At 65.1% G+C, this 23,298-nt stretch carries 18 protein-coding genes and 1 tRNA gene; 14 read left to right on the top strand and 5 right to left on the bottom strand.

Translation table 11 applies throughout. The features are described from left to right. Nucleotides 1–6: 6 nt before the first annotated feature. Nucleotides 7–1,686, top strand: a complete 1,680-nt coding sequence (locus tag TBD_RS05010; RefSeq protein WP_011311506.1) for an ABC1 kinase family protein — start codon at nt 7–9, stop codon at nt 1,684–1,686. Here TBD_RS05010 and TBD_RS05015 read toward each other — a convergent pair. Together TBD_RS05015 and TBD_RS05020 are read right to left on the bottom strand one after the other, a co-directional pair. After that, nucleotides 1,672–3,960, bottom strand: coding sequence for a putative bifunctional diguanylate cyclase/phosphodiesterase (locus TBD_RS05015; protein ID WP_011311507.1), 2,289 nt, complete (start codon nt 3,958–3,960; stop codon nt 1,672–1,674). The two genes, TBD_RS05010 and TBD_RS05015, sit on opposite strands and share 15 nt — an antisense overlap. After that, nucleotides 3,957–4,811, bottom strand: a complete 855-nt coding sequence (locus TBD_RS05020) for an alpha/beta fold hydrolase (RefSeq protein ID WP_011311508.1) — start codon at nt 4,809–4,811, stop codon at nt 3,957–3,959. Before TBD_RS05020 ends, TBD_RS05015 begins: the two co-directional genes overlap by 4 nt. A gap of 122 nt (nt 4,812–4,933) precedes the next feature. Here TBD_RS05020 and TBD_RS05025 point away from each other — a divergent pair, with 122 nt between their 5' ends. Continuing rightward, entirely contained in the window at nt 4,934–6,865 is a 1,932-nt protein-coding gene (locus TBD_RS05025; RefSeq protein WP_011311509.1) for an ATP-dependent DNA helicase, read from the top strand. Between the two features lie 791 nt (nt 6,866–7,656). Here the strand turns inward: TBD_RS05025 and TBD_RS05030 are convergent. Genes TBD_RS05030 through trxB form a run of 3 tightly spaced genes read right to left on the bottom strand, consistent with a single transcriptional unit; the run spans nt 7,657 to nt 9,752 of the window. Continuing rightward, nucleotides 7,657–8,112 (bottom strand): peroxiredoxin, encoded by a 456-nt coding sequence (locus TBD_RS05030; protein ID WP_011311511.1) that lies wholly within the window; start codon nt 8,110–8,112, stop codon nt 7,657–7,659. Nucleotides 8,113–8,131: 19 nt separating this feature from the next. After that, nucleotides 8,132–8,791, bottom strand: coding sequence for a Smr/MutS family protein (locus TBD_RS05035; protein ID WP_011311512.1), 660 nt, complete (start codon nt 8,789–8,791; stop codon nt 8,132–8,134). 1 nt (nt 8,792) lies between these two features. After that, entirely contained in the window at nt 8,793–9,752 is a 960-nt protein-coding gene (gene trxB, locus TBD_RS05040) for a thioredoxin-disulfide reductase (protein ID WP_041432386.1), read from the bottom strand. A 125-nt stretch (nt 9,753–9,877) separates the two neighbouring features. Between trxB and TBD_RS05045 the strand changes: the two genes are divergently transcribed. From TBD_RS05045 to pheT, 12 genes are all read left to right on the top strand, one after another. Next, complete coding sequence (locus TBD_RS05045; RefSeq protein ID WP_011311514.1) at nt 9,878–12,151, top strand: DNA translocase FtsK; 2,274 nt, start codon at nt 9,878–9,880, stop codon at nt 12,149–12,151. Then, nucleotides 12,148–12,849, top strand: coding sequence for a 2-C-methyl-D-erythritol 4-phosphate cytidylyltransferase (gene ispD, locus TBD_RS05050; protein WP_011311515.1), 702 nt, complete (start codon nt 12,148–12,150; stop codon nt 12,847–12,849). Before TBD_RS05045 ends, ispD begins: the two co-directional genes overlap by 4 nt. Continuing rightward, nucleotides 12,842–13,324: a 2-C-methyl-D-erythritol 2,4-cyclodiphosphate synthase gene (gene ispF, locus TBD_RS05055; protein WP_011311516.1), complete on the top strand. Its 483-nt coding sequence runs from the start codon at nt 12,842–12,844 to the stop codon at nt 13,322–13,324. Before ispD ends, ispF begins: the two co-directional genes overlap by 8 nt. Next, nucleotides 13,317–13,868: an RNA 2',3'-cyclic phosphodiesterase gene (thpR, locus tag TBD_RS05060; RefSeq protein WP_011311517.1), complete on the top strand. Its 552-nt coding sequence runs from the start codon at nt 13,317–13,319 to the stop codon at nt 13,866–13,868. Before ispF ends, thpR begins: the two co-directional genes overlap by 8 nt. Nucleotides 13,869–13,938: 70 nt before the next feature. After that, nucleotides 13,939–16,131 (top strand): putative bifunctional diguanylate cyclase/phosphodiesterase, encoded by a 2,193-nt coding sequence (locus TBD_RS14210; RefSeq protein WP_011311518.1) that lies wholly within the window; start codon nt 13,939–13,941, stop codon nt 16,129–16,131. A gap of 130 nt (nt 16,132–16,261) precedes the next feature. After that, nucleotides 16,262–16,338 (top strand) — tRNA-Val (locus TBD_RS05070). Between the two features lie 179 nt (nt 16,339–16,517). Next, nucleotides 16,518–18,431 carry a threonine--tRNA ligase gene (thrS, locus tag TBD_RS05075; protein ID WP_011311519.1) on the top strand — a complete coding sequence of 638 codons (1,914 nt, stop codon included), beginning with the start codon at nt 16,518–16,520 and terminating at the stop codon, nt 18,429–18,431. 102 nt (nt 18,432–18,533) lie between these two features. Then, nucleotides 18,534–19,055, top strand: coding sequence for a translation initiation factor IF-3 (infC, locus tag TBD_RS05080; RefSeq protein WP_081429995.1), 522 nt, complete (start codon nt 18,534–18,536; stop codon nt 19,053–19,055). Between the two features lie 121 nt (nt 19,056–19,176). Next, nucleotides 19,177–19,374: a 50S ribosomal protein L35 gene (rpmI, locus tag TBD_RS05085; RefSeq protein ID WP_011311521.1), complete on the top strand. Its 198-nt coding sequence runs from the start codon at nt 19,177–19,179 to the stop codon at nt 19,372–19,374. 11 nt (nt 19,375–19,385) lie between these two features. Then, on the top strand, nt 19,386–19,745 hold the full coding sequence (gene rplT, locus TBD_RS05090) for a 50S ribosomal protein L20 (protein WP_011311522.1): 360 nt from the start codon (nt 19,386–19,388) through the stop codon (nt 19,743–19,745). 69 nt (nt 19,746–19,814) lie between these two features. Further along, complete coding sequence (gene pheS, locus TBD_RS05095) at nt 19,815–20,849, top strand: phenylalanine--tRNA ligase subunit alpha (RefSeq protein ID WP_011311523.1); 1,035 nt, start codon at nt 19,815–19,817, stop codon at nt 20,847–20,849. Between the two features lie 94 nt (nt 20,850–20,943). Beyond that, entirely contained in the window at nt 20,944–23,289 is a 2,346-nt protein-coding gene (gene pheT / locus TBD_RS05100; RefSeq protein WP_011311524.1) for a phenylalanine--tRNA ligase subunit beta, read from the top strand. Nucleotides 23,290–23,298: the final 9 nt, after the last annotated feature.

Below are 23,298 nucleotides of genomic sequence, written 5' to 3' on the forward strand. Positions count from 1 at the left end.
CCAACGATGCTCTGGGAAACCCTCTCGGTCGTTCGCGACCTGCCGCGCCTGCACGAAATTGCCTCGGTGATGATTCGCTACGGCTGGGGCGATCTGGTACGCGTGCTCGGCATCAACGGCGCGCTCGAACGCGCCGGCCGCGTGCTGCACTGGCACAGCACGAGCGAGATCAGTCAACTCGACGCGCCGGTCCGCGTACGCCGCGCGCTCGAGGAACTCGGGCCGACTTTCGTCAAGCTCGGACAGGTGCTGGCGACGCGCGTCGACATGTTCCCGCCGAACTGGATCGCGGAATTCGAGAAACTGCACAGCCAGGTGCCCGCGCAGAGTTACGAGGTGATGTACCCCGAACTGGTCGCCGCGATCGGCGGCGAGCCCGGCGAGGTGTTCGCCGCCTTCGACCCGGTGCCACTCGCCGCGGCGTCGATCGCCCAGGTGTACCGCGCGACGCTCAAGGACGGCACGCCGGTCGTCGTGAAAATGCGCCGCCCGGGCATCGAGACGGTGATCCGCGCCGATCTGCGCATCCTCGACCATGCGGCGCGGCTGCTCGAGAGCGAGGTCGCCGACGCACGCCGCTACGACCCGGTGCAGATCGTGTCGCAGTTCAGGCGCTCGCTCAGCCGCGAATTGGATCTCGCCAAGGAGGCGCGCAACATCGACCAGTTCGCGCGTCATTTCGCGACCGACCCGCTGGTCAAGATTCCGAAGGTCTACTGGGAATTCACCAACGACCAGGTCAACGTCCAGGAGGAGATCGTCGGCCTTGCCGGCGTTTCCCCCGACAAGCTGCGCGCGGCGGGTCTCGACCCCAAGCTCCTCGCCGCGCGCGGCGCCAACGCCGTGCTGTCGATGGTATTGCTGCACGGCTATTTCCACGCCGACCCGCACCCCGGCAACGTCCTCTTCCTGCCCGGCAACCGGATCGGCATGATCGATTTCGGCATGGTCGGGATGCTGACCGAGCCGCGCCGCAACCAGATCGTCGACCTGCTGCATGCGCTGACCCGACGCGACGAACAGGCGCTGCTGCAGGTGCTGCTCGACTGGAGCGGGGACTCGGTTCCCGACGACGAGCGTCTCGCCTACGACGTCGCCGAGCTCATGCAAAGCTACGACGACCTGCAGCTCAAGGACGTCAAGATCGGCGCCCTGCTGAATGACATCACCGCCTTGATGCGCGACAACAACCTCGTGCTGCCGGCCGACCTGACCTTGCTCTTCAAGACCCTGATCACACTCGAGGGCCTCGGACAGCAGCTCGATCCCGAGTTCCACATGATCGACAACGTGACGCCGTTCGTCGAAAGCGTGATCAAGGAGCGCTATACGCCGCAGGCCCTGTTCGTGCGCGGACGCAAGAGCGTGCGCGAGGCGCTCGAAGTGGCGGCCGATTTGCCGCGCGATCTGCGGCACCTGTTGCGTGACATGCGGCGCGGCCGCGTCAAGGTCGATTTCGACCTCAAGCGCCTCGACCATTTCGGTCACCAACTCGACAGTGCCGCGAGCAGGCTGACGATGGGCATTCTGACCGCTTCGCTCGTCGTCGGGTCGAGCATCATCATGACGGTCAAGGGTGGTCCGGAGCTGTTCGGGCTGCCGTTCTTCGGGCTGGTCGGGTTTCTGATCGCGTTTTTCAACAGCGTGTGGATCGTGCTGTCGATCTGGCGTTCAGGGAAGCACTGACGCGACCTCGGCGGATTCGGCGACGCGCTCCTGCGCGGCGCCCGCGTTCGCCAGTTTGTCGAGCGGCAGGGGCCGGCTCAGGAGATAGCCCTGCACGTGCTCGACGCCGAGGCTTTCCACCTTGCGCAGAACGGCGTCGGTCTCGACGCCCTCGGCGACCAGTGAATAGCCGGCTTCGCTCATCATGCGGGCGAAATCTGCGACGACCTGGCCCGCCCGATTGTCCTGGGCGAGCTTGCTGACCAGCGAAATGTCGAACTTCACCACGTCGACCGGCAGGTCGACCAGATAGCGCAGCGGCGAGTAACCGGTGCCGAAATCGTCCATCGCGATTCGGTAGTGCACGGTGCGCAGCAGGTCGAGATAGGTGCTGACCTCGGCCATCTGCGTGATCAGCGAGGTTTCGGTGATCTCGAGCATGAGCGGATGGCGCGGAATGTGGCGCGACAATTCGAGCAGGAGCGAGACGACCTCGGCACGCGACAGGCTTTGCGCCGAGAGATTGAACGAGATGCCGATTCCGGCCGGCAGCCGTTGCGAGGAGAGATCGGCGTCGACCTGGGCGAGCACCGCAAGGTCGAACTCGGTTTCGAGGCGGCGGTTGTTGATGACCGGAAGAAAGGCGTCCGGCATGATCAGTTCGCCGTTGTAGCGGATGCGCGCGAGGGCCTCGTAATAATCGATCTTGCGTCCCGGCAGGCTGTGGATCGACTGGTAATGCATCTCCACCATGCCGGGGGTCGACAATGCCTGGAACAGGGCGTTGGTTTCCCGGCTCGCGACCAGCGCCTGCGCCGCGCGCTCGGTGTCTTCGCCATAAAGCGCGATGCGGTTGCGCCCCGGCTGCTTGGCGGTATACATCGCGATGTCGGCGTGCTTGGGCAACTCGTCGATCTGCTCGGCGTGCTCGGGTCCGCAGAACGCGATGCCGATGCTGATGCCGACCGGCTCGCTGATGCCGAGCTCGCTGAAGGCCGACGCGTCGAGCAGGCTCTGGCAGCGCTGCGCGATCTGCTTCGCCTGGCCGGGCGTCGTGCGCGAAAGAAAGGTCGCGAACTCGTCGCCGCCGAGGCGATACAGGCGGTCGTTGGCGCGCAGGGCCATGACCAGCGCGTCGGCGATGATCGTCAGCACGCGGTCGCCTTTGGCATGGCCGTAGGTATCGTTGATGGCCTTGAAGCGGTCGCAGTCGAAGAGCAGGAAGGCGACGCCCTGCGGTGCGTTCTTGAGGTCGCGACGGAAGGTCTCCCAGTCCTCCTCGTAGGCGCGACGGTTGTGGCAGCCCGTAAGGGCGTCCTGGCGCGCCTGCGAATGAAACTCGCGATTCTGGTCTTCGAGCGAGCCGTGCAGTTCGCGCAGCTGCAACTGATAGTCGTAGAGTGACCGGCGGATGTTCTCGAGCTCGCGGATCCGCATCGACTCGAAGCGGGCCGGCTGGGCGCTGAAACGGCCCTGCTGCATGGCGTCGATGTCCTTCGACAGGTGTCGCAGGGGACGTACCAGCAGCCGGTTGTACGCGACGAAACCGAGCAGCGCGGTAAGCAGCAGGAGCGCGAAAAGCGCCAGCAGTGTGCGCGACAGGATCGTCTGGAAGCGCTTCTGCTCGGGATCGGGGCGTGCGCTGTAGCGCAGGTGCGAGAAGAGCTGCGAGGCGGGCAGCACTTCGCCCGGTTTCAGCGCCAGTTTCACGCTCGGAACGTCGACGAAATACAGCCGATCCTGACTCAGCAGCATGGGCATGAACTCGACGCGGATCACACCGTAGCCGAGCAGGGATTCCCGCTGATCGTCGCCGTAGACCGGGAAGGCGTGATAGAGCGCCGTCATGCCGTTTTCGCTCGCGAGCCAGCTCGCCCGTTCGTGGAGCGCGATGTCCGCTGGCAGCACCGCCGGCAGCGTGCTCTTCGAGGAGTTCGGCGCGAGCAGGGCGCGCCCGCGCGTATAGAGGCCCGCGCGCGTGAAACGTGCCGGCAGCATCCCGCTCTCGTAGACGCGCTGATCCCGCCAGTAGGTGTAGTACTCGGGCAACACCAGTTGCTGGCGGGTCTCATCCCATTGCGCGAGGGCGTCGGCCTGGGCCTTGGTCTGGTCCAGCAGTCGCTGGACCGCCGCGACGAGTTCGGAGCGTGCCGCATTCTCGTTGTGCAGTTCCAGGCTGCGCGTGACCGATCGGGTCTGGTAGGCGGCAAATCCGCCGATCAGGCTGACGAGCACGAGCAGCCCCGCGATGAAGGCGAGCGCGACGTGCTTGACCGACAGACTGTCCGCCTTCAACGTGCGGGCCTCCGCTCGGGCGCTTCGAGGAAGCGCTGCGTGAGCTCGAGCAGTTCGAACTCGTGGGTCCCGTCCATGAAGTGGCTGGCGCCGGGCACGATCACCATCGGCACCTGGATGTGGCGTAGCGCCTTCAGCCAGCCGCGGCCCAGGCGCTCGTCGGCGTCGCCCATGATGAGCAGGGTGTCGACCGGCGACCGCTTGAGTGCGGCCAGCACGCGCGAGGGATCCCATTGCAGGTAGGACAGCAGGCTCTCGGGCGTCGAGGTGTAGTTTCGGCAGAACGAGAGCGAGCGGGTCACGAGATCGCGCTGTCCGTTCTGCGCACGGCTTTGCATGTCGGCAATGAGCGGCTGGCGCGGGAGCGCCCCGATCTGCGCGTCGACCAGCGAAGCGCCGACGTAGCCTTTCACCGCCGGGTCGGGGTTCTGGCTCAGGTAGGCGAGAAGCTGCAGGCTGCCGAAGCTGTGCCCGACGAGGACGATCGAATCATGCCCGCGCGCTTTCAACCAACTCACCCAGCGCGAGATCTCCATCAGATCCTGATCCATGCCGTGCCGGTGCGCGGCTTCGCAAGCCAGGCTGCGTGTGCGGTTCGGAATGTCGAGGCTCAGTGTCGGCGCGAGCACGGTGAACCCGGCGCTCTGCAACCCGCGGCCCAGCGTCGCGATCGTGGGGAATTCGCGGGTTTGCAGGAAACCGTGCAGCAGCAGGACCGCCGGTTTCCCGCGCTCGCCGACCACATACTCGGCGCTCGCCGTGATGGCGGGCCGCATCTGCTGCTCGACGATCGCTGCCTGAGCAGCGGGAACAAAAGCGGAGAGCAGCAGGCAGAACAAATGAAATCGCATGTCGAACTGCTACGGGGAGATATCCGGACCTAACGACAGAATGGGGGCAAAACTAAAGGGGCGGACGCCCGGGGCCTTGCCTACCCGATGGTAAACTCGATGCCGCTCAATCCGGTCTCGACATGTCCGATCTGACCCACTTTTTTTCTCCGGAAGGCGCCTGCGCGGCGGTTCTCCCGGGGTGGCGCGCGCGCCCGCAGCAGCTCGCCATGGCCGAGGCGGTCGAGCGCGCGATCGCCGGCAATCTGACCTTGCTCGCCGAGGCCGGGACCGGCACGGGAAAGACGCTCGCCTACCTCATCCCCGCCCTGCGCTCGGGCGGCAAGGTAGTGATCTCGACCGGTACCAAGGCGCTGCAGGATCAGCTCTTCCATCGCGATCTGCCGGCCGCGCGCCGCGCGCTGAAGTCGCCGGTCAAGGTGGCACTGCTCAAGGGGCGTGCCAATTACGTCTGCCACCATCATCTGCAGCGCAACCTGGCGGACGGCCGTTTTGCCCACCGCGACGACGCCGCGTGGTTGCAGAAGATCGCACGCTTCGCCGAGGCGAGCGCCAGCGGCGACCGGGCCGAGGCCGAGGGCATTCCCGAGGACGCGACGGCCTGGCAATACGCCGTGTCGACTCGCGACACCTGCCTCGGCAGCGAGTGCGCACACTTCAAGGACTGTTTCGTCATGGCGGCGCGCAAGGCCGCGCTCGACGCCGAGGTCGTCGTGGTCAACCACCACTTGTTCTTTGCCGACCTCTGGCTCAAGGACGAAGGCGTCGCCGAACTGCTGCCGGCCTGCAACACGGTGATTCTCGACGAGGCCCATCAGCTCGCCGAAACCGCCGCGCAGTTCTTCGGCGAAACGCTGTCGACGGCCCAGCTGCTCGATCTGGCCGGCGACACCAAGCGTCTGGCGGCGGTCAAGGCCGGCGATTTTCCGGCCCTGCGGCGTGCGGCCGAGGATCTGGCCAAGGCCGCGCGCGATCTGCGTCTCGCCTTGCCGCAAAACCCGCTCAAGTCGACGCTCGCCGAAATTGGGCGCCACGAAAAATGGCCGGACGCGCTGGCGGGGCTATCGACCGCGCTCGGCGCTGCGCGCAAGCTGCTCGAAACCCAGGCCGAGCGCGATGCCGACCTCAAGAATTGTCACGAGCGCGCAGAGGCGCTTGCCGCGACGCTCGATCGGTGGCGGCGCGACGACGAACCTGACGCCCCCCGGGTGCGCTGGCTCGAGACCACGATGAGTTCGCTGCTGCTGCATGCCACGCCGCTTTCGGTCGGCAGCCTGTTCGGCGCCAAGCTCACCGAACGTGCGCAGGCGTGGATCCTGACCTCGGCGACACTGTCGGTCGGCGGCGACTTCAGCCACCTGAAAACCCGGCTCGGCATCGAGGAGGCGGAAACCCTCTGCGTCGACAGCCCCTTCGACTACCCGCGGCAGGGCGTGCTCTACGTGCCGCCGAACCTGCCCGCGCCGAATACGCCGAGCTTCACCGAGGCGGTCGTCGACGCCGCGTTGCCGGTGCTCGAAATCAGCCAGGGGCGCGCCTTCATTCTGTTCACGAGCTTGCGCGCACTGGAAAAGGCGCGCGAATTGCTCGCTGCCGCGTTCACGTTCCGCGGCTGGGCGTTTCCCTTGCTGGTGCAGGGAGAGGCGCCGAAAAACGAACTGCTCGCACGTTTCCAGCAATCCGGCAACGCCGTCCTGCTCGGCAGCCAGAGCTTCTGGGAGGGCGTCGACATGCCGGGCGACGTGCTCTCTGTCGTCATCATCGACAAGCTGCCCTTCCAGCCGCCCGACGATCCCGTCGTCGCAGCCCGCATCGCGCATCTCGAGAAAAGCGGCGGCAAGCCCTTCATGGACTACCAGCTGCCGCACGCGGCGATCAGCCTCAAGCAGGGGGCGGGGCGGCTGATTCGCACCGAGACCGATCGGGGGGTGCTGATGATTTGTGATACGCGGCTGGCGGAGAAGCCGTACGGGCGCTTGCTGCTCAATGCGCTGCCGGCGATGACGCGGACGCGGAAGCTGGAGGTGGTGGAGCGGTTTTTTTGCGGCGCATGAGGGTTCGCCGGTTGGTGCGAGGGATGCGAAGCAAAGTGGTTGAGTTTGGGCGCGGAGCAGTGGTTAGGTTTCGCTGGACTGCTGACCGTTGGCCGGGGGTTGCCCGGCGGCAAGTTACTTTTCTTGTCTCGCCAAGAAAAGTAACCAAAAGAAGGCGACCCCGACATCCCCGAAACCCCGAAGCTCAAGCGCGCCGGGCGGGCGGCAAAGAACTCGCCCCGCTTGTGCTGTTATTAATTTGATTTTCGTGAGCGGGGCTCAGACACCTTTGCCGCTGATCCGCCCGACGCACTTGAGCTTCGGCGGGGCTGTGAGGGGAGAAAAGTCAAAACCAGGGCGCGATGCGGTGGCGGTTTGTGTGCTTGCGGGGAGGCTGCCTGCCGTGAACGTTACCGCGAAGCACTCGATCCGGTTGCTTCGGTCGCTATCGATCACACTGGTTTTGACTTTTCCCCTTACGACCACGCCGAGAATTGGCCCTGCGGGGCGGATCAGCGGCGAAGGTGTTTGAGCCCCGCGCACAAAAATTAACTTAGCCCAGCAAAAGCGGGGCGAGTTCTTCGACGCCCGCCCGGCAGGGCTAATTCTCGGGAATTCGTGGCCGTCGGGGTCGCTTTTTCTTGGGTTACTTTCTTTTGGCGAGACAAAAGAAAGTGACTTGCTGCCGGGCAACCCCCGGCCAACGGTTAGTACCCCGGTGAAGGTTTAACCACTACCGTGCCGCGCGTCTAACCACGCCGTGGACCGCGGGCGGCTTCGCTGGTTCACCATGGCGGCGCGGGGTCGCGACTTCACAGCCCCTGCACAAACCCCAGCACCTCCGCCGCATGCCCCGGCGCCTTCAACCCGCGCCAGCTCTTCACGAGCTTGCCGTTCACGTCGAACACGAAGGTGCTCCGCTCGACGCCGCGCACCTGCTTGCCGTACATGTTCTTCAATTTCATCACGCCGAACAGTTCGCAAACCTTCTCGTCGGTGTCGGCAAGGAGTTCGAACGGAAAACCGTGCGCCGCCTTGAAGCCCTCGTGCGATTTCAGGCTGTCACGCGAGACGCCGACGACGATCGTGTTGGCTTTGGTGAATTCGGGATAGAGGTCGCGGAATTCCTGGCCCTCGAGCGTACAGCCCGAGGTGTTGTCCTTCGGGTAGAAGTAGACCACGACATTCTTGCCGCGCTGCCCGGAAAGCTTGAAGGGCGTGTTGCCGGTCGTGGGGAGTTCGAAGTCCTGGATTTCGGGTTCGTTCATTACGATCTTTCTCGATTTGCTAGCGGGTTGACGATTTGAGCAGCACGAGGACGGCGCCGGTGCCGCCGTCGACCGCGCGTGCCTGGCAGAAAGCGAGCACGTCGTCGCGCTGGGTCAGCCAGTGGCGGACCTTGTTTTTCAGAACCGGCAAGCGGTTCTTCGAGCGCAGGCCCTTGCCGTGGATGATCCGCACGCAGCGCCTGTCCTCGATCATGCAGCGGTTGAGGAAAGCCGCGAGCGCGACGCGGGCCTCGTCCGCGGTCAGACCGTGCAGGTCGAGCTCGGCGCGAATCACCCAGCCGCCGCGGCGCAGCTTGCGCAGGGCTGCCGAGGGAACGCCGGGGCGGACGAAGAACAGCTCCTCGCCGGTAGACGCAGCCGCTTCCCAGTCCCACGGGTCGGAGAGGGCGTCGACGAGGACTTGGCGCTCGTCGCGCTGCCGCTGGCGGGCGATCGGCTTGAGGCGCGGGCGAGTGGGCTCGGCACGGCCGGCGGGCGGCAACGGGACGACGTCGGCGACCGCACGGCGGAAAAGCAGCCGTCCGTCGGCGGGCGCCGCCGGCTCAAGCGGGGTTTGGGGCGCCTGTTCCGGACGGCCAGGCTGTTCGTGCAGGACGCGGCGCACGCGCGCCAGCGCGTCGAACGCGGCTGGCGCGAGCGCGCTGCGACGCCGTTTCATCTCACTTGGTCTTGCCCAGCGCGTCGAGATAGCGCTCGGCGTCGAGTGCCGCCATGCAGCCAGTGCCGGCGCTCGTGACGGCCTGGCGGTAGATGTGGTCCTGCACGTCGCCGGCGGCGAACACGCCCTCGACGCTGGTCGCCGTCGCGTTGCCCTTGTTGCCGCCGCGGGTGACGATATAGCCGCCTTCCAGTTCGAGCTGCCCTTCGAAGATGCCGGTATTGGGCTTGTGGCCGATGGCGATGAAGACGCCGGTCAGCGCAATGTCGCGGGTCGCGCCGTCCTTGGTGCTCTTGATGCGCATGCCCGTCACGCCGGTCTTGTCGCCCAGTACTTCGTCGAGCGTGCTGTCGAGCGCGAGCGTGATCTTGCCCTCCTTGACCTTGTCCATCAGGTTGTTGATCAGGATCTTCTCGGCCTTGAAGGTGTCGCGGCGGTGCACCAGGGTGACGTGGCGCGCAATGTTGGCGAGATAGAGCGCTTCCTCGACGGCGGAGTTGCCGCCGCCGATGACGGCGACGTCCTGGCCCTTGTAGAAAAAGCCGTCGCAGGTCGCGCAGCCCGACACGCCCTTGCCCATGAAGGCCTGTTCGGACGGCAGGCCGAGGTACATGGCCGACGCGCCGGTTGCGATGATCAGCGCGTCGCAGGTGTAAGTAGCCGAATCGCCGATCAGCGTGAACGGCTTCTCGCTCAGCTTGGCGGTGTGGATCTGGTCGAAGATGATCTCGGTCTGGAAGCGCTCGGCGTGGCGCTGGAAACGGTCCATCAGTTCCGGGCCCTGCACGCCGTCGACGTCGGCCGGCCAGTTGTCGACCTCGGTCGTCGTCATCAGTTGGCCGCCCTGCTGCATGCCGGTGATCACGACGGGCGAAAGATTGGCGCGCGCCGCATAGACGGCGGCCGAGTAGCCGGCGGGGCCGGAACCGAGAATGACAAGTTTGTGGTGTTGAGTGCTCATGGCTCGTGTTCTTTGGCTTCCGAGTGGTGGGATGGGGCAGTGGCTTATTCTAACCAAAACCGGGAGCGGCATTTCCATGCTGCCGCCCCGGTATAATCCGCCACACTTTCGCTCGTCACCTTTCCATGGCGCGACCCGCTCCCCGTTCGTCCCCTTCGCTGCCGCCACGCATGCAACGCCTGGTGCGCGAGGCGCGTGCCTTGCTCGTAGGCTTCGTGGCGCTGCTGCTCGCGAGCATTCTGCTGACCCACGACGCGGCCGACCCCGGCTTCAGCACGACCGGCAACGGCGGCCCGCTGCAAAATCTCGGCGGCAGCGCCGGCGCCTGGCTGTCCGATCTGCTGCTCATGCTGTTCGGCGCATCGGCCTGGTGGCTCGTTGCGCTGGCGGCCGCCTACGTGTTCCATACCTTCCGTCACCTCGATGAGGCGCCGATCGCCGGCGCGCGCCAGCGCTGGCTGCGTCTCGGTGGCTTCGCGCTGCTGTTGCTCGCGAGCACGGGCGTCGAGTGGTTGCGCGCCTGGCATTGGGCGCTTGCGCTTCCCGACGCAGCCGGCGGGGTTCTCGGCACCGGCGTCGGCGCTGCGGCCGCCGCCGTGCTCGGGTTCACGGGCGGCTCGCTGCTTCTGCTGCTCCTGATGGCGGTCGGGTTTAGCCTCTTCACGGGCGTGTCCTGGCTCACCATGGCCGAACGGACCGGCGAATGGCTCGAGCGCGCGTACTGGAAGACGATCGACAGCTGGCAGGCCCGGCGCGACCGCAAGCTCGGCGAAGTCGCGCAGCAGAAGCGCCAGGCCAAGGTTTCGGTCGTCAAGAAAAAGCTCGAGGAGGCGCCGCCGGTGCGCATCGAGCCGGTCGTGCGAGAAGTGCCGCAGTCGGAGCGCGCGGTGACCGAGAGGCAGGCGCCGCTCTTCTCCGATCTACCGGATTCACCGCTGCCGCCGCTGCACCTGCTCGACCCGGCCGACGAGGCGGTCGAGACCGCGAGCCCGGAAGCGCTCGAGTTCACCTCGCTGATGATCGAGCGCAAGCTGGCCGAGTTCGGCGTCGAGGTCAAGGTGGTGTCGGCGTCGCCCGGCCCGGTCATCACGCGCTACGAAATCGAGCCCGCCACAGGCGTGAAGGGCAGCCAGATCGTCAACCTGGCGAAGGACCTCGCGCGCACGCTCTCGGTGATCAGCATTCGCGTCGTCGAGGCGATTCCGGGCAAGCACACGATGGGACTCGAGATTCCGAACCCGAAGCGGCAGATCGTTCGCCTCTCCGAGATTCTCGGCTCCAAGGCCTACCACGACAGCGCGAGCGCGCTGACCGTCACGCTGGGCAAGGACATCGCCGGCAACCCGGTCGTCGCCGATCTCGGCAAGATGCCGCACCTGCTCGTCGCCGGCACGACCGGCTCGGGCAAGTCGGTCGGCGTCAACGCGATGATCCTGTCGCTCGTCTACAAATCCGACCCGAGCGCGGTGCGCATGATCATGGTCGACCCCAAGATGCTCGAGCTGTCGATCTACGAGGGCATTCCGCATCTGCTCGCGCCGGTCGTCACCGACATGAAGCAGGCCGCGAGCGCGCTCAACTGGTGCGTCGCCGAGATGGAGCGGCGCTACAAATTGATGAGCGCGGTCGGCGTGCGCAACCTCGCGGGCTACAACCAGAAGGTGCGCGACGCGAAGAAGGCCGGTACGCCGCTGACCCATCCGTTCAGCCTGACGCCCGACGACCCCGAGCCGCTGGAGACCATGCCGATGATCGTCGTCATGATCGACGAGCTCGCCGACCTCATGATGGTCGTCGGCAAGAAGGTCGAGGAACTGATCGCGCGGCTCGCGCAGAAGGCGCGCGCGGCCGGCATCCACCTGATCCTCGCCACGCAGCGGCCCAGCGTCGACGTCATCACCGGCCTCATCAAGGCCAACATCCCGACGCGCATCGCCTTCCAGGTGTCGTCCAAGATCGACTCGCGCACGATTCTCGACCAGATGGGCGCAGAGGCGCTGCTGGGGCAGGGCGACATGCTCTACCTGCCGCCCGGCACCGGGCTGCCGCAGCGCGTCCACGGCGCCTTCGTCTCGGACAATGAGGTGCACCGCGTCGTCGACTATCTCAAAGCGCTGGGCGAGCCCGAATACATCGAAGGCGTGCTCGAGTCGCCCGAGGAGGGCGGTGAAGGCAGCGAGTTCGGCGAGCCCGGCGCCGAGGCTGATCCGCTCTACGACCAAGCCGTCGCCTATGTGCTCAAGACGCGTCGTGCGTCGATTTCGTCAGTGCAGCGCCAATTGCGCATCGGCTACAACCGCGCCGCCCGCATGATCGAGGATATGGAACGCGCCGGGCTCGTCTCGTCGATGCAGTCGAACGGCAACCGGGAGGTGCTGGCGCCCGGAGGTGAGGCATGAAATTCTACGCACTGATACCCGCTGCCGGCTCGGGCTCACGCATGGGCGGCGCGATCGAAAAGCAGTATATGGATGTCAACTCGGTGCCGATGATCGCGCACGCGATGATGGTGCTCGCGCGCGAGCCGCGCATCGCCCGAATTTTTGTTGTGCTCTCGCCGACCGACAAGCGCTGGAACAACTACGAATGGCAGGGCTGGGAGGAGCGCATCGAAGTCCTGCGCTGTGGCGGCGGGACCCGCGCCGAAACCGTGCTGAACGCGCTCGACGCCATCGCCGAGGTCTGCGACCCCGCTGACTGGGTGCTCGTGCACGACGCCGCGCGGCCCTGTCTGCCCGACGAAATGCTCGGCAAGCTGCTCGACGAAGTTGCGGACGACCCGGTCGGCGGGTTGCTTGCGGTGCCGGTCGCCGACACCCTCAAGCGCGCCGCTGGCGACACGTCATCGGGCACGCGGGTTGAGGCCACCGTGCCGCGTGCCGGCCTGTGGCAGGCGCAGACCCCGCAGATGTTCCGCCACGGCACGCTGACCGAAGCGCTGCGCGCGGCGGGCAGCGACATGACCGACGAGGCCTCGGCGATCGAGAAGCTCGGGCTGCAGCCGCAGCTCGTCGAATCCGACAGCCGCAACCTCAAGGTCACCTATCCGCAGGACCTCGAACTCGCGAGCCTGATCCTGGGGAAGATGAATGCGTGAGATGCGCGTCGGCCACGGTTACGACGTCCACGTGCTCGTCGAAAATCGCCGGCTCATCATCGGCGGGGTCGAGATTCCCTACGAGCGCGGCCTCGCGGGACATTCGGACGCCGACGTGCTGCTGCACGCGATCTGCGACGCGCTCCTGGGTGCGGTCGGGCTCGGCGACATCGGCCGGCATTTTCCGGACACCGACGCTGCGTTCGCCGGCATCGACAGCCGTATCCTGCTGCGCCGCGTCGCGCAGCAATTGAAAGAGCGCGCCTGGCAAGTCGGCAACGTTGACGCGACCATCATCGCCCAGGCGCCGAAGATGGCGCCGCACATCGCGCGCATGACCGCCCACATCGCCGACGATCTCGGCGTCGCGATCGACCGCGTCAACGTCAAGGCGACGACCACCGAAAGGCTCGGCTTCGCCGGCCGCGGCGAGGGCATCGCCGCCGAGGCCGTATGCCTGATCGAGCGTGGCTGACTCCCGCACGCCGGACGTCCCTTCCCTCCGCCTGTTCTTCGCCCTGTGGCCGGACGACGCCACCCGCGACGCGCTCGACCGCACCGGCAAGTGGCTGCATCGGCACTGGGGCGGGCGGCGCATGCGTGCCGAGACCCTGCACATCACGCTCGCCTTTCTCGGCACGACGCCCGCCGACAGGCTCGACGCGCTTATTGGCTGCGCCGACGGCATAGCCGCCGAGCCCTTCGCGCTTGTGCTCGACCGGCCCGGCTACTGGCGGCATAACCATGTCGGCTGGCTCGGCGCGAGTGAGGCGCCGCCGCCTCATCTCGCGCTCGTGACGGCGCTCAATGCCGCTCTCCAGGCGGGCGGTTTTCCGGTCGATGCACGTGCGCACGTGCCTCATGTCACGCTGTTGCGCAACACCGCCGGCGGCGACCTGCCCCTATGCAGGCCGGTAAGTTGGGCGGTCCCGGATTTCGTGCTCGTGAGATCCCGTACCGATCCCACAGGTGCGCAGTACGAAGTGATTCGACGCTGGCTGCTGGTCCATCCTAAATGAGAGCCAGGGAACCGAGTCGGCGACGCTGGAAATGAGCTGTCTGGCCCTTTGCGTGCCCTGAAATGATCGGTTGATCGCCTACCTGTGTGCTCCGCACGCGCTCGTGCTTCAGAAAGAGGCCAGCCACCGCCTGCGCCCTAAAGTCTCTCGGCCCCGCACCCGTTATGTGATCGGACGACTCCACTCTCAACGGGCTGCCGCGCATCCCGCCTCGACGTCCCCCCTAATGTTTCGATTAAGTCGCTATTACTCGATTGCCAGCCTCGTCGGCATATCGATCGTCGTGGTGGTGCTGTCCTGGTTTTACCGTCAGCTGGCCATCGAGACCCTGCTCGCACACCAGACCCGTTCCAACGTCGACCTGACCCGTAGCTATGCGAACGCGATCTGGCACCGGTTCGATGCATTCGTGTCGGCCTCGGGCGAGTGGTCCGCAGAAGATCTCAGGCGACGGCCCGAGGTGGCATCCTTGCACGCCGCGACCTTGGCGCAGATGCATGGCATGAATGTCGTCAAGGTCAAGGTGTACAACCTGTCCGGGACGACGGTGTACTCGTCCGAAGCCGGCCAGATCGGCGAGGATAAACACGACAATCCGGGCTTTCTCAGCGCGCGTGCCGGCAAGCCGGCGAGCGAAATCGTGTTTCGCGACCAGTTTTACGCCTTTGAGGAGGTGATCGCCGATCGCAATCTGATCGCGACCTATCTGCCGATTCACGAGCACGGCAACGGGCCCGTCAAGGCCGTGTTCGAGGTGTACACGGACGTCACGCCACTGGTCGCGAAAATGGAGGCGACGCAGACGAAGATCATCACGGGCGTCGTGCTGGCGCTGGCACTGCTTTACCTGTTCCTGTTCTTGATCGTCCGCCGCGCCGACCAGATCATCACGCGACAGGACCGGGAGCGGCAGGACAACGAGCAGCGGATCCGCCATCAGGCCTTCCACGACTCGCTGACGGGCCTGCCGAACCGCAACAGTTTCTTGGAGCACATCTCCGAAGCGATCGACCGGTCGAAACGCTCAGGCAACCCCGGCGCCTTGTTGTTCCTGGATCTCGACCGCTTCAAGCTGGTCAACGACAGTCTTGGCCACGATGCGGGTGATCAGTTGCTGCGGATCACCGCTTCGCGGATTCAGAAATGCCTTCGCGAGACCGACATGGCCTTCCGCATGAGCGGGGACGAGTTCGTGGTCATTCTTGAAAGCGTGGACAAGGGCGAGCACGCCGCGCTGGCCGCGCAGCGCGTCATGCAGGAGATGGCTGTGCCCATGTCGCTCAGCGGCTGCGAAGTGATCGTAAATGTCAGCATAGGCATCACGACTTTCGCTGGCGACAGCGCCGACGTTCAGGCCCTGCTGAAAGAAGCGGACTCCGCGATGTATCGCGCCAAGCAGGTCGGCCAAAACCATTACGAGTTCCATACGCCGGACATGAACAGTGCCGCGCATGAACGGCTATCGATGGAAACGGATTTGCAGCGCGCCCTGCAGAACCAGGAATTCGTCCTGCATTACCAGCCAAAAATCGACACCGCGACGAAAGCGATCGTCAGTGTCGAGGCGCTGCTACGCTGGAACCATCCCACTCGCGGCCTGGTGCTACCGAACACGTTCATACCCTTGCTGGAGGATACCGGACTGATTAACCCGGTCGGCGAATGGGTGCTGCTTCAGGCGGCCTGCCAGGCGCAGGCCTGGATCGACGCGGGCCTGGAGCCGATACGCATGTCCGTGAACATTTCGGCCAAGCAGTTCCGTAGCCACATTCTTGTCGAGACGGTACGACGCACGCTCGGCGCGTCGCAACTCGAATCACGCTATCTGGAGCTCGAACTTACCGAGAGCATGTTCATCGAGAACGCGGAACGCTCGATCCAGATAATGCAGGAATTGAAATGTCTGGGTGTGAGTCTGTCCATCGATGATTTCGGTTCGGGGTATTCTTCGCTTGCCTATCTCAAGCAGTTTCCGGTCGACTACCTCAAGATCGACCGCTCGTTCGTCACCGATCTGGTGTCCAACAAAAAGGATGCGGCCATCGCGGTGGCGATCGCGGCGCTCGCGCACAGCCTGGACCTGAAGCTCGTGGCGGAAGGCGTCGAGGATCAGGCCCAGGTCGAGTTCCTCGAAAAACAGGGGTGCCATGAACTGCAGGGTTATCTGTTCGGTCGCCCGGTTTCCGCCGAAGAACTGGAACAGGTGCTACGCCAAGCGGACCGTGGACAAGAGGCGCGGCGGCCGGTTGACACGGCCGCGTAAGGCCGCGTTTTTTCGTTACGGGATGCCGTGCATCACCAACAAGTATTTTTTCGCAGGTGACTGAGCACTGAAAAAAAGCGCCGCCGACTCGACAGTCACAGCGGCTTTCGGTTATGATGCGCCCCGCATTAGGCGCGTAGCTCAGCTGGTTAGAGCACCACCTTGACATGGTGGGGGTCGTTGGTTCGAGTCCAATCGCGCCTACCAATATTCAGAGGGCCGGGATGGCCTGTGGGGGTTGCGAAATGTCACCGCGAACTAGCTCGGCTGTCACTGGATAAACACCCGGCGCACAGTCGTTCGCAGACGTTCTGCAATCTTGAAAAATGTAGTACCCCGAAAAGCGCGGCCGGTCCGCGCTTTTTTTCTTTTCCGGAGTCTGAAACATGGTCACTGTCACGCTGCCCGACGGCTCGGTCCGCCCCTTCGAGGGTCCCGTCACGGTCGCCGAGGTCGCGTCGAGCATCGGCGCCGGGCTTGCCAAGGCGGCACTCGCGGGCAAGGTCGACGGCAAACTCGTCGATACCAGCTACGTGATCGACGCCGACGCGCAGCTCGCGATCGTCACCGCCAAGGACGCCGAGGCGCTCGACCTGATCCGCCACGACGCGGCGCACGTGATGGCGCAGGCCGTGCAGGAGCTCTACCCGGGTACCCAGGTGACGATCGGCCCGGCGATCGAGGACGGCTTCTACTACGACTTCGCGCGCGAGCAGCCTTTCACGCCAGAAGACCTCGAGAAGATCGAGAAGCGCATGGACGAGATCGTCAAGCGCGACCTGCCGATCCGGCGCGAGGTGTGGAGCCGCGACGAGGCGATGAAGGTGTTCGGCGATCTCGGCGAGACCTACAAGGTGCAGATCATCGACGAGGTGATACCCAAGGGCGAGGAGCTGTCGATCTACCGTCAGGGCGAGTGGTTCGACGTCTGCCGCGGCCCCCACCTGCCGTCGACCGGCAAGTTGCCGCGCGCGTTCAAGCTGATGAAGCTCGCCGGCGCGTACTGGCGCGGCGACTCGAAGAACGCGATGCTGCAGCGCATTTACGGCACGGCGTGGGCGAAGAAGGAGGACCTCGAGGCCTATCTGCACCGGCTGGAGGAGGCCGAGAAGCGCGACCACCGCCGGCTCGCCAAGCAGCTCGACCTCCTGCACATGCAGGATGAAGCGCCGGGCATGGTGTTCTGGCACCCCAAGGGCTGGATCGTCTGGCAGCAGATCGAGCAGTACATGCGCGAGAAATTCGTCGAATACGGCTATCAGGAAGTGCGCACGCCGGCTGTCATGGACCGCAGCATGTGGGAGAAATCCGGCCACTGGGAAAACTACCGCGACAACATGTTCACGACGGCGTCGGAAAACCGCGACTACGCGGTCAAGCCGATGAACTGCCCAGGTCACGTGCAGATCTTCAATAGCGGGCTGCATTCCTATCGGGACCTGCCGCTCAGGCTCGCCGAGTTCGGCTCGTGCCACCGCAACGAGCCGTCGGGCGCGCTGCACGGCATCATGCGCGTGCGCGGCTTCACTCAGGACGACGCGCACATCTTCTGCATGGAGGAGCAGGTCGAGCAGGAGGTGGCCGACTTCATCGTCATGCTGCAGAAGGTCTACGCCGACTTTGGCTTCAACGACGTATTGGTCAAGCTTTCGACCCGGCCCGACAAGCGCGTCGGCTCGGACGAGAGCTGGGATAAGGCCGAGTCGGCGCTCGCAGCCGCGCTCGAGAAGAACGGTCTCTCCTTCGACCTGCAGCCGGGTGAGGGCGCGTTCTACGGGCCGAAGATCGAATTCACGCTCAAGGACACGCTCGGCCGTCTGTGGCAGTGCGGCACGATCCAACTCGACTTCAACCTGCCGGTGCGGCTCGGCGCCGAATTCGTCGCCGAGGACAACACGCGCAAGATCCCGGTGATGCTCCACCGCGCGATCCTCGGCTCGATGGAGCGCTTCATCGGCATCCTGATCGAACACCACGCCGGGAACTTCCCGTTGTGGCTCGCGCCGGTCCAGGTCATGGTGATGAACATCAGCGAGCGCCAGGCGGCCTACGCCGAGGCGGTCGCCGAGGCCTTGCGCCGCGCCGGAATCCGGGCCGCGCTGGACTTGAGTAATAACAAGATTAACTATAAAATCCGCGAGCACAGCTTGCAGAAGCTGCCCTATCAGCTTGTCGTCGGCGACAAGGAAATGGAGGCGCGCGTGGTCGCAGTCCGCGCCCGCGGCAACCAGGACATGGGGCAGTTGGGTTTGGATGACTTGATTGCGCGGCTCAGGGCGGAAGTCCTGGCGCGTCAGTAACAGCGGTCAAACAAGGCGTGGGGACTTCGTTCCGCGCCTTCTTTATTTAGTGTTTGGCCATTTGCCTCGGCATGGCGCCGGGTTTTATTTGGAGAACGACTCATCGCGACAGAAAAGAAGCAGACACGCATCAACGGCGAGATTACGGCGCCTGAAGTGCGTTTGGTCGGCGCGGAAGGGGAGCAGCTTGGCATCGTAAAGATCTACGAGGCGCTGCGGCAGGCTGAGGAAGCTGACCTGGACCTGGTAGAGATCGCGCCCACGGCGCAGCCGCCCGTGGCCAAGATCATGGACTACGGCAAGTTCAAGTATCAGGAAAGCAAGAAGCAGCACGAAGCCAAGCTCAAGCAGAAGCAGGTCCAGATCAAGGAAATCAAGTTCCGTCCGGGCACGGACGAGGGCGATTACCAGATCAAGCTGCGGAACCTGATCAAGTTTCTTGAAGAAGGCGATAAGACGAAGATTACGCTGCGTTTCCGGGGCCGCGAAATGGCCCACCAGGAAATCGGCATGGCGCAGTTGAGACGGGTGTCGACGGATCTGGCCGAATTGGCCGTCGTCGAGCAGTTCCCGAAGATGGAAGGTCGTCAGCTCGTGATGATGCTGGCGCCGAAGAAGAAATAAGGTTTGTGAGGCTGGCGTTCCTCGGCTCGTCAGGGCCAAAACGCCGACAATACGTGCATCCGGGTAGGTGAAGCATTCCGCGTCGCGGGGTCACCTGGCTGCATGAAATAAAGGAAGCATCATGCCCAAGATGAAAAGCAAGAGCGGCGCTGCGAAGCGTTTCCGCGCGCTCGGCGGCGGCGGTTTCAAGCGCTCGCACGCCTTCATGCGTCATATTCTCACCAAGAAGAGCACCAAGCGTAAGCGCCAGTTGCGCGGCATGGAAACCGTCAATGCCAGCAACCACAAGGCGGTTGCCCGCATGTTGCCCTACGCATAAGGAGAGATTAGATGCCACGCGTCAAACGGGGCGTAACCGCCCGCGCCAGCCACAAGAAGATCCTCGACGCCGCCAAGGGTTACCGCGGTCGTCGCAAGAACGTATTCCGCGTCGCCAACGAAGCGGTGATGAAGGCCGGTCAATACCAGTACCGCGACCGTCGTCAGCGCAAGCGCCAGTTCCGCGCACTGTGGATCGCCCGTATCAACGCGGCAGCCCGCCAGCACGGCCTGACCTACAGCGTGTTCATGAACGGTTTGAGCCGCGCCGAGATCGGGGTCGACCGCAAGGTGCTGTCGGATATCGCGATTTTCGACAAGGACGCCTTTGCCAAGATCGTCGATCAGGTCAAGGCCAAGCTGGCGGCGTAAGCCGTCAACGTGTCACAAGAAAAGGCCGCAAGGCCTTTTTTTGTTTGTGAGTGATTCGAGATTTCCGCCATGCGCAACCCCAACGAAATCGTTGCCGAAGCCCTAGCCGCCATCCATGGCTGCCCTGACCTGCCGAGCCTGGAACAGATCAAGGCCGGCTACCTCGGCAAGAGCGGCCAGCTCACCGAACTGCTGAAGAGCCTCGGCGCGATGCCGGCGGACGCGCGCAAGACCGCGGGTGCGCGCATCAACGAAGCCAAGCAGGCCGTCGAGGCGGCGCTCAAGATACGGCGCGAGGCCTTGCAGCAGGCCGAACTCGACCGCCAGCTCGCGGCCGAGACGCTCGACGTGACCCTGCCCGGCCGCGGACTCGGCACGGCTGGCGTGCATCCGGTGTCGCGCACGCTCGCGCGCATCGAGGCGCTGTTCCATTCGATCGGCTTCGACGTGGCGACGGGGCCGGAAATCGAGACCGATTTCTACAACTTCACCGCGCTCAACATCCCCGAGGATCATCCGGCGCGGGCCATGCACGACACCTTTTATCTGCGCCAGAACAATGCGGGCGGCGGTGAACTGCTGCGCACGCACACGTCGCCGGTGCAGATCCGGCACATGCAGACGCACGAGCCGCCGCTGCGCATCATCGCGCCGGGCCGCGTCTACCGCTGCGATTCCGACGTCACCCACACGCCGATGTTTCACCAGATCGAGGGCCTGTGGGTCGACGAGTCGGTGTCGTTCGCCGACCTGAAGGGCGTGCTCGCCGACTTCATGCGCAACTTCTTCGAACGCGACGACCTTGCCGTGCGCTTTCGCCCCTCGTTCTTCCCGTTCACCGAGCCCTCGGCGGAAATGGACATCGGCTGCGTGATGTGCGGCGGCTCGGGCTGCCGCGTGTGCTCGCACACCGGCTGGCTCGAGGTGCTCGGCTGCGGCATGGTCCACCCCAACGTCTTCAGGCACGTCGGCGTCGACGCCGAGCGTTTCATCGGCTTCGCCTTCGGCCTCGGCGTCGAGCGCCTCGCGATGCTGCGCTACGGCGTCGACGACCTGCGGCTGTTTTTCGAAAATGATCTGCGTTTTCTCAAGCAATTCAATTAGTCGGGCGCGGATCGCTTCGTCGGAGAGTTGTCCTTGCACGGCATGGGCCGGAGCGGTTTCCTGAAGAATTTCAACTAAATACGGCGCACTTATCATGCAATTTTCCGAAGCCTGGCTGCGCAAGCTCGTCAATCCCGCGCTCGATACCACCGAACTCGCCCACGCCCTGACGATGGCCGGGCTCGAAGTCGAAGCGCTGACGGCGGCGGCACCGCCTTTCAACGATGTGGTCGTGGCGGAAATTCTCTCGGCCCAGAAGCATCCCGACGCTGACCGCCTGCGCGTATGCCAGGTCGACATCGGTGAGGCCGCGCCCGCGACGATCGTCTGCGGCGCGCCGAACGCGGCGGCGGGTCTCAAGGTTCCGTGCGCGCGCCCGGGGGCGAAACTGCCGGGCATCGAAATCAAGGTCGCCAAGGTGCGCGGCGTCGAGTCGTTCGGCATGCTGTGCTCGACGAAGGAACTCGGCCTCGAAGGCGCAGCCGACGGCCTCATGGTGCTTCCCGACGATGCGCCCGTGGGGGAGGACCTGCGTGGCTGGCTCAATCTCGACGATACGCTCGTCACGCTGAAGCTCACGCCGAACCGGGCGGACTGCCTGTCGCTCGTCGGCATCGCGCGCGAAGTCGGCGCGATTACCGGTGCAGAAGTCCGCATTCCCCAGGCATCGCCGGTCGCGCCCCGCATCGCCGATACCGTCGAGGTGACGGTCGCCGCGAGCGACGCGTGTTCGCGCTACCTCGGCCGCGTCGTGCGCGGCATCGACGCCCAGGCGACGACGCCGCGCTGGATGGCCGAGCGCCTCGAGCGGGGCGGCATCCGCCCGCTGCTCGCGCCGATCGACGTCACCAATTACGTCCTGCTCGAGCTGGGCCAGCCGATGCACGCCTTCGCGCTGTCGCGCCTGTCCGGCGGGATCGAGGTGCGGCTGGCGCGCGCGGGAGAAACGCTCGCGCTGCTCAGTGGGCAGACGGTCGAACTGTCGCCCGACATGCTGGTGATCGCCGACGCGAGCGGTCCGGTCGCGCTCGCCGGGATCATGGGCGGGCAGGCGACCAGCGTCGAGCGCGCCACCGTCGACGTCTTCCTCGAAGCCGCGTTCTTCGCCCCCGCAGCGATCGCCGGGCGTGCGCGTCGCCTGGGGCTTTCGACCGATTCGGCGCACCGCTTCGAGCGCGGCGTCGATTTCGGTGCGATCCACGCGGCGATGGAGCGCGCGACGCAACTGCTGCTCGACATCTGTGGCGGTCAGCCGGGGCCGATCAGCGAGGTCACGGGTTCGCTGCCGCGGCGCGAGCCGATCGAGCTGCGTCTTTCCCGCCTGCGCCGCGTTGCCGGCGTCGAGCTTGGCGCCGATCAGGTCATCCGGGATCTCGCCGCGCTCGGCTGTGTCGTCGAGCAGGCGGATGAGCGTCTCGTCGTTACCCCGCCGAGCTTTCGCTTCGACCTCGCGATCGAGGAAGACCTGATCGAGGAGGCCGTCCGTCTGTTCGGCTACGACCGCATTCCGGCGCGGCCGCCCGCCGCGCCCTCGCGCATGCTTGCGCAAGACGAAACGCGGATCGCCGACGACGCGCTGCGGCAAAAGATGGTCGACCTCGATTATCAGGAGGTCATCACCTACAGCTTCGTCGATCCGGCAGGGGAGCAGGCGCTCGACCCCGACGTACGCCTGCTCACGCTCGCGAACCCGATCGCGAGCCAGCTTTCGGTCATGCGTACGACGCTATGGGGCGGACTGATCGAGACGCTGCGCCACAACCTGAACCGTCAGCAGGAGCGGGTGCGGATCTTCGAACTCGGGAGGGTGTACGCCTCGCTCGCCGAGCAGCCGCGGAAGCTCGGCGGCCTGGCCTACGGCGAAGCGCTGCCCGAGCAGTGGGGCGTGCCGGGGCGACGCGTCGATTTCTTCGACGTCAAGGGCGACCTCGAGCGGCTTTTCGGGCAGCCGCTCGACGCCGGGCGCGGCGAGCATCCTGCGCTTCATCCCGGGCAAAGCGCCGCGCTCTGGGTGGACGGTCACCGCGGGGGCTGGATCGGCGCCCTGCATCCGCGTCTGGTGCAGGCGTTCGACCTCGCCGCCGCGCCGGTATTGTTCGAGCTCGACAGCGAAATCCTTGCCCGGCGTGCGTTGCCGCGACACGCGGGGCTGTCGCGCTTTCCGCAGGTCCGCCGCGATCTTGCCTTCGTCCTGGACGCCGGCCTTGCCGCGGGCGACTTGCTCGCGGCGCTACGTGAAGCGGCGCCGGCATCGATACGCGCGATCGAAGTGTTCGACGACTACCGGGGAAAGGGTGTGGATCAGAACCAAAAAAGCCTTGCAATACGGGTAGTTATGCAAGATACTGAACGCACATTGACGGATCGGGATGTCGACGAAGCGGTGCAGAAACTGGTCGACGCCGCCGCCCGTCGGTGCAGCGCCACGCTGCGCGCATGACTGATTTTT

This window comes from Thiobacillus denitrificans ATCC 25259 (genome assembly GCF_000012745.1).
Classification (GTDB): Bacteria; Pseudomonadota; Gammaproteobacteria; order Burkholderiales; family Thiobacillaceae; genus Thiobacillus; species Thiobacillus denitrificans_B.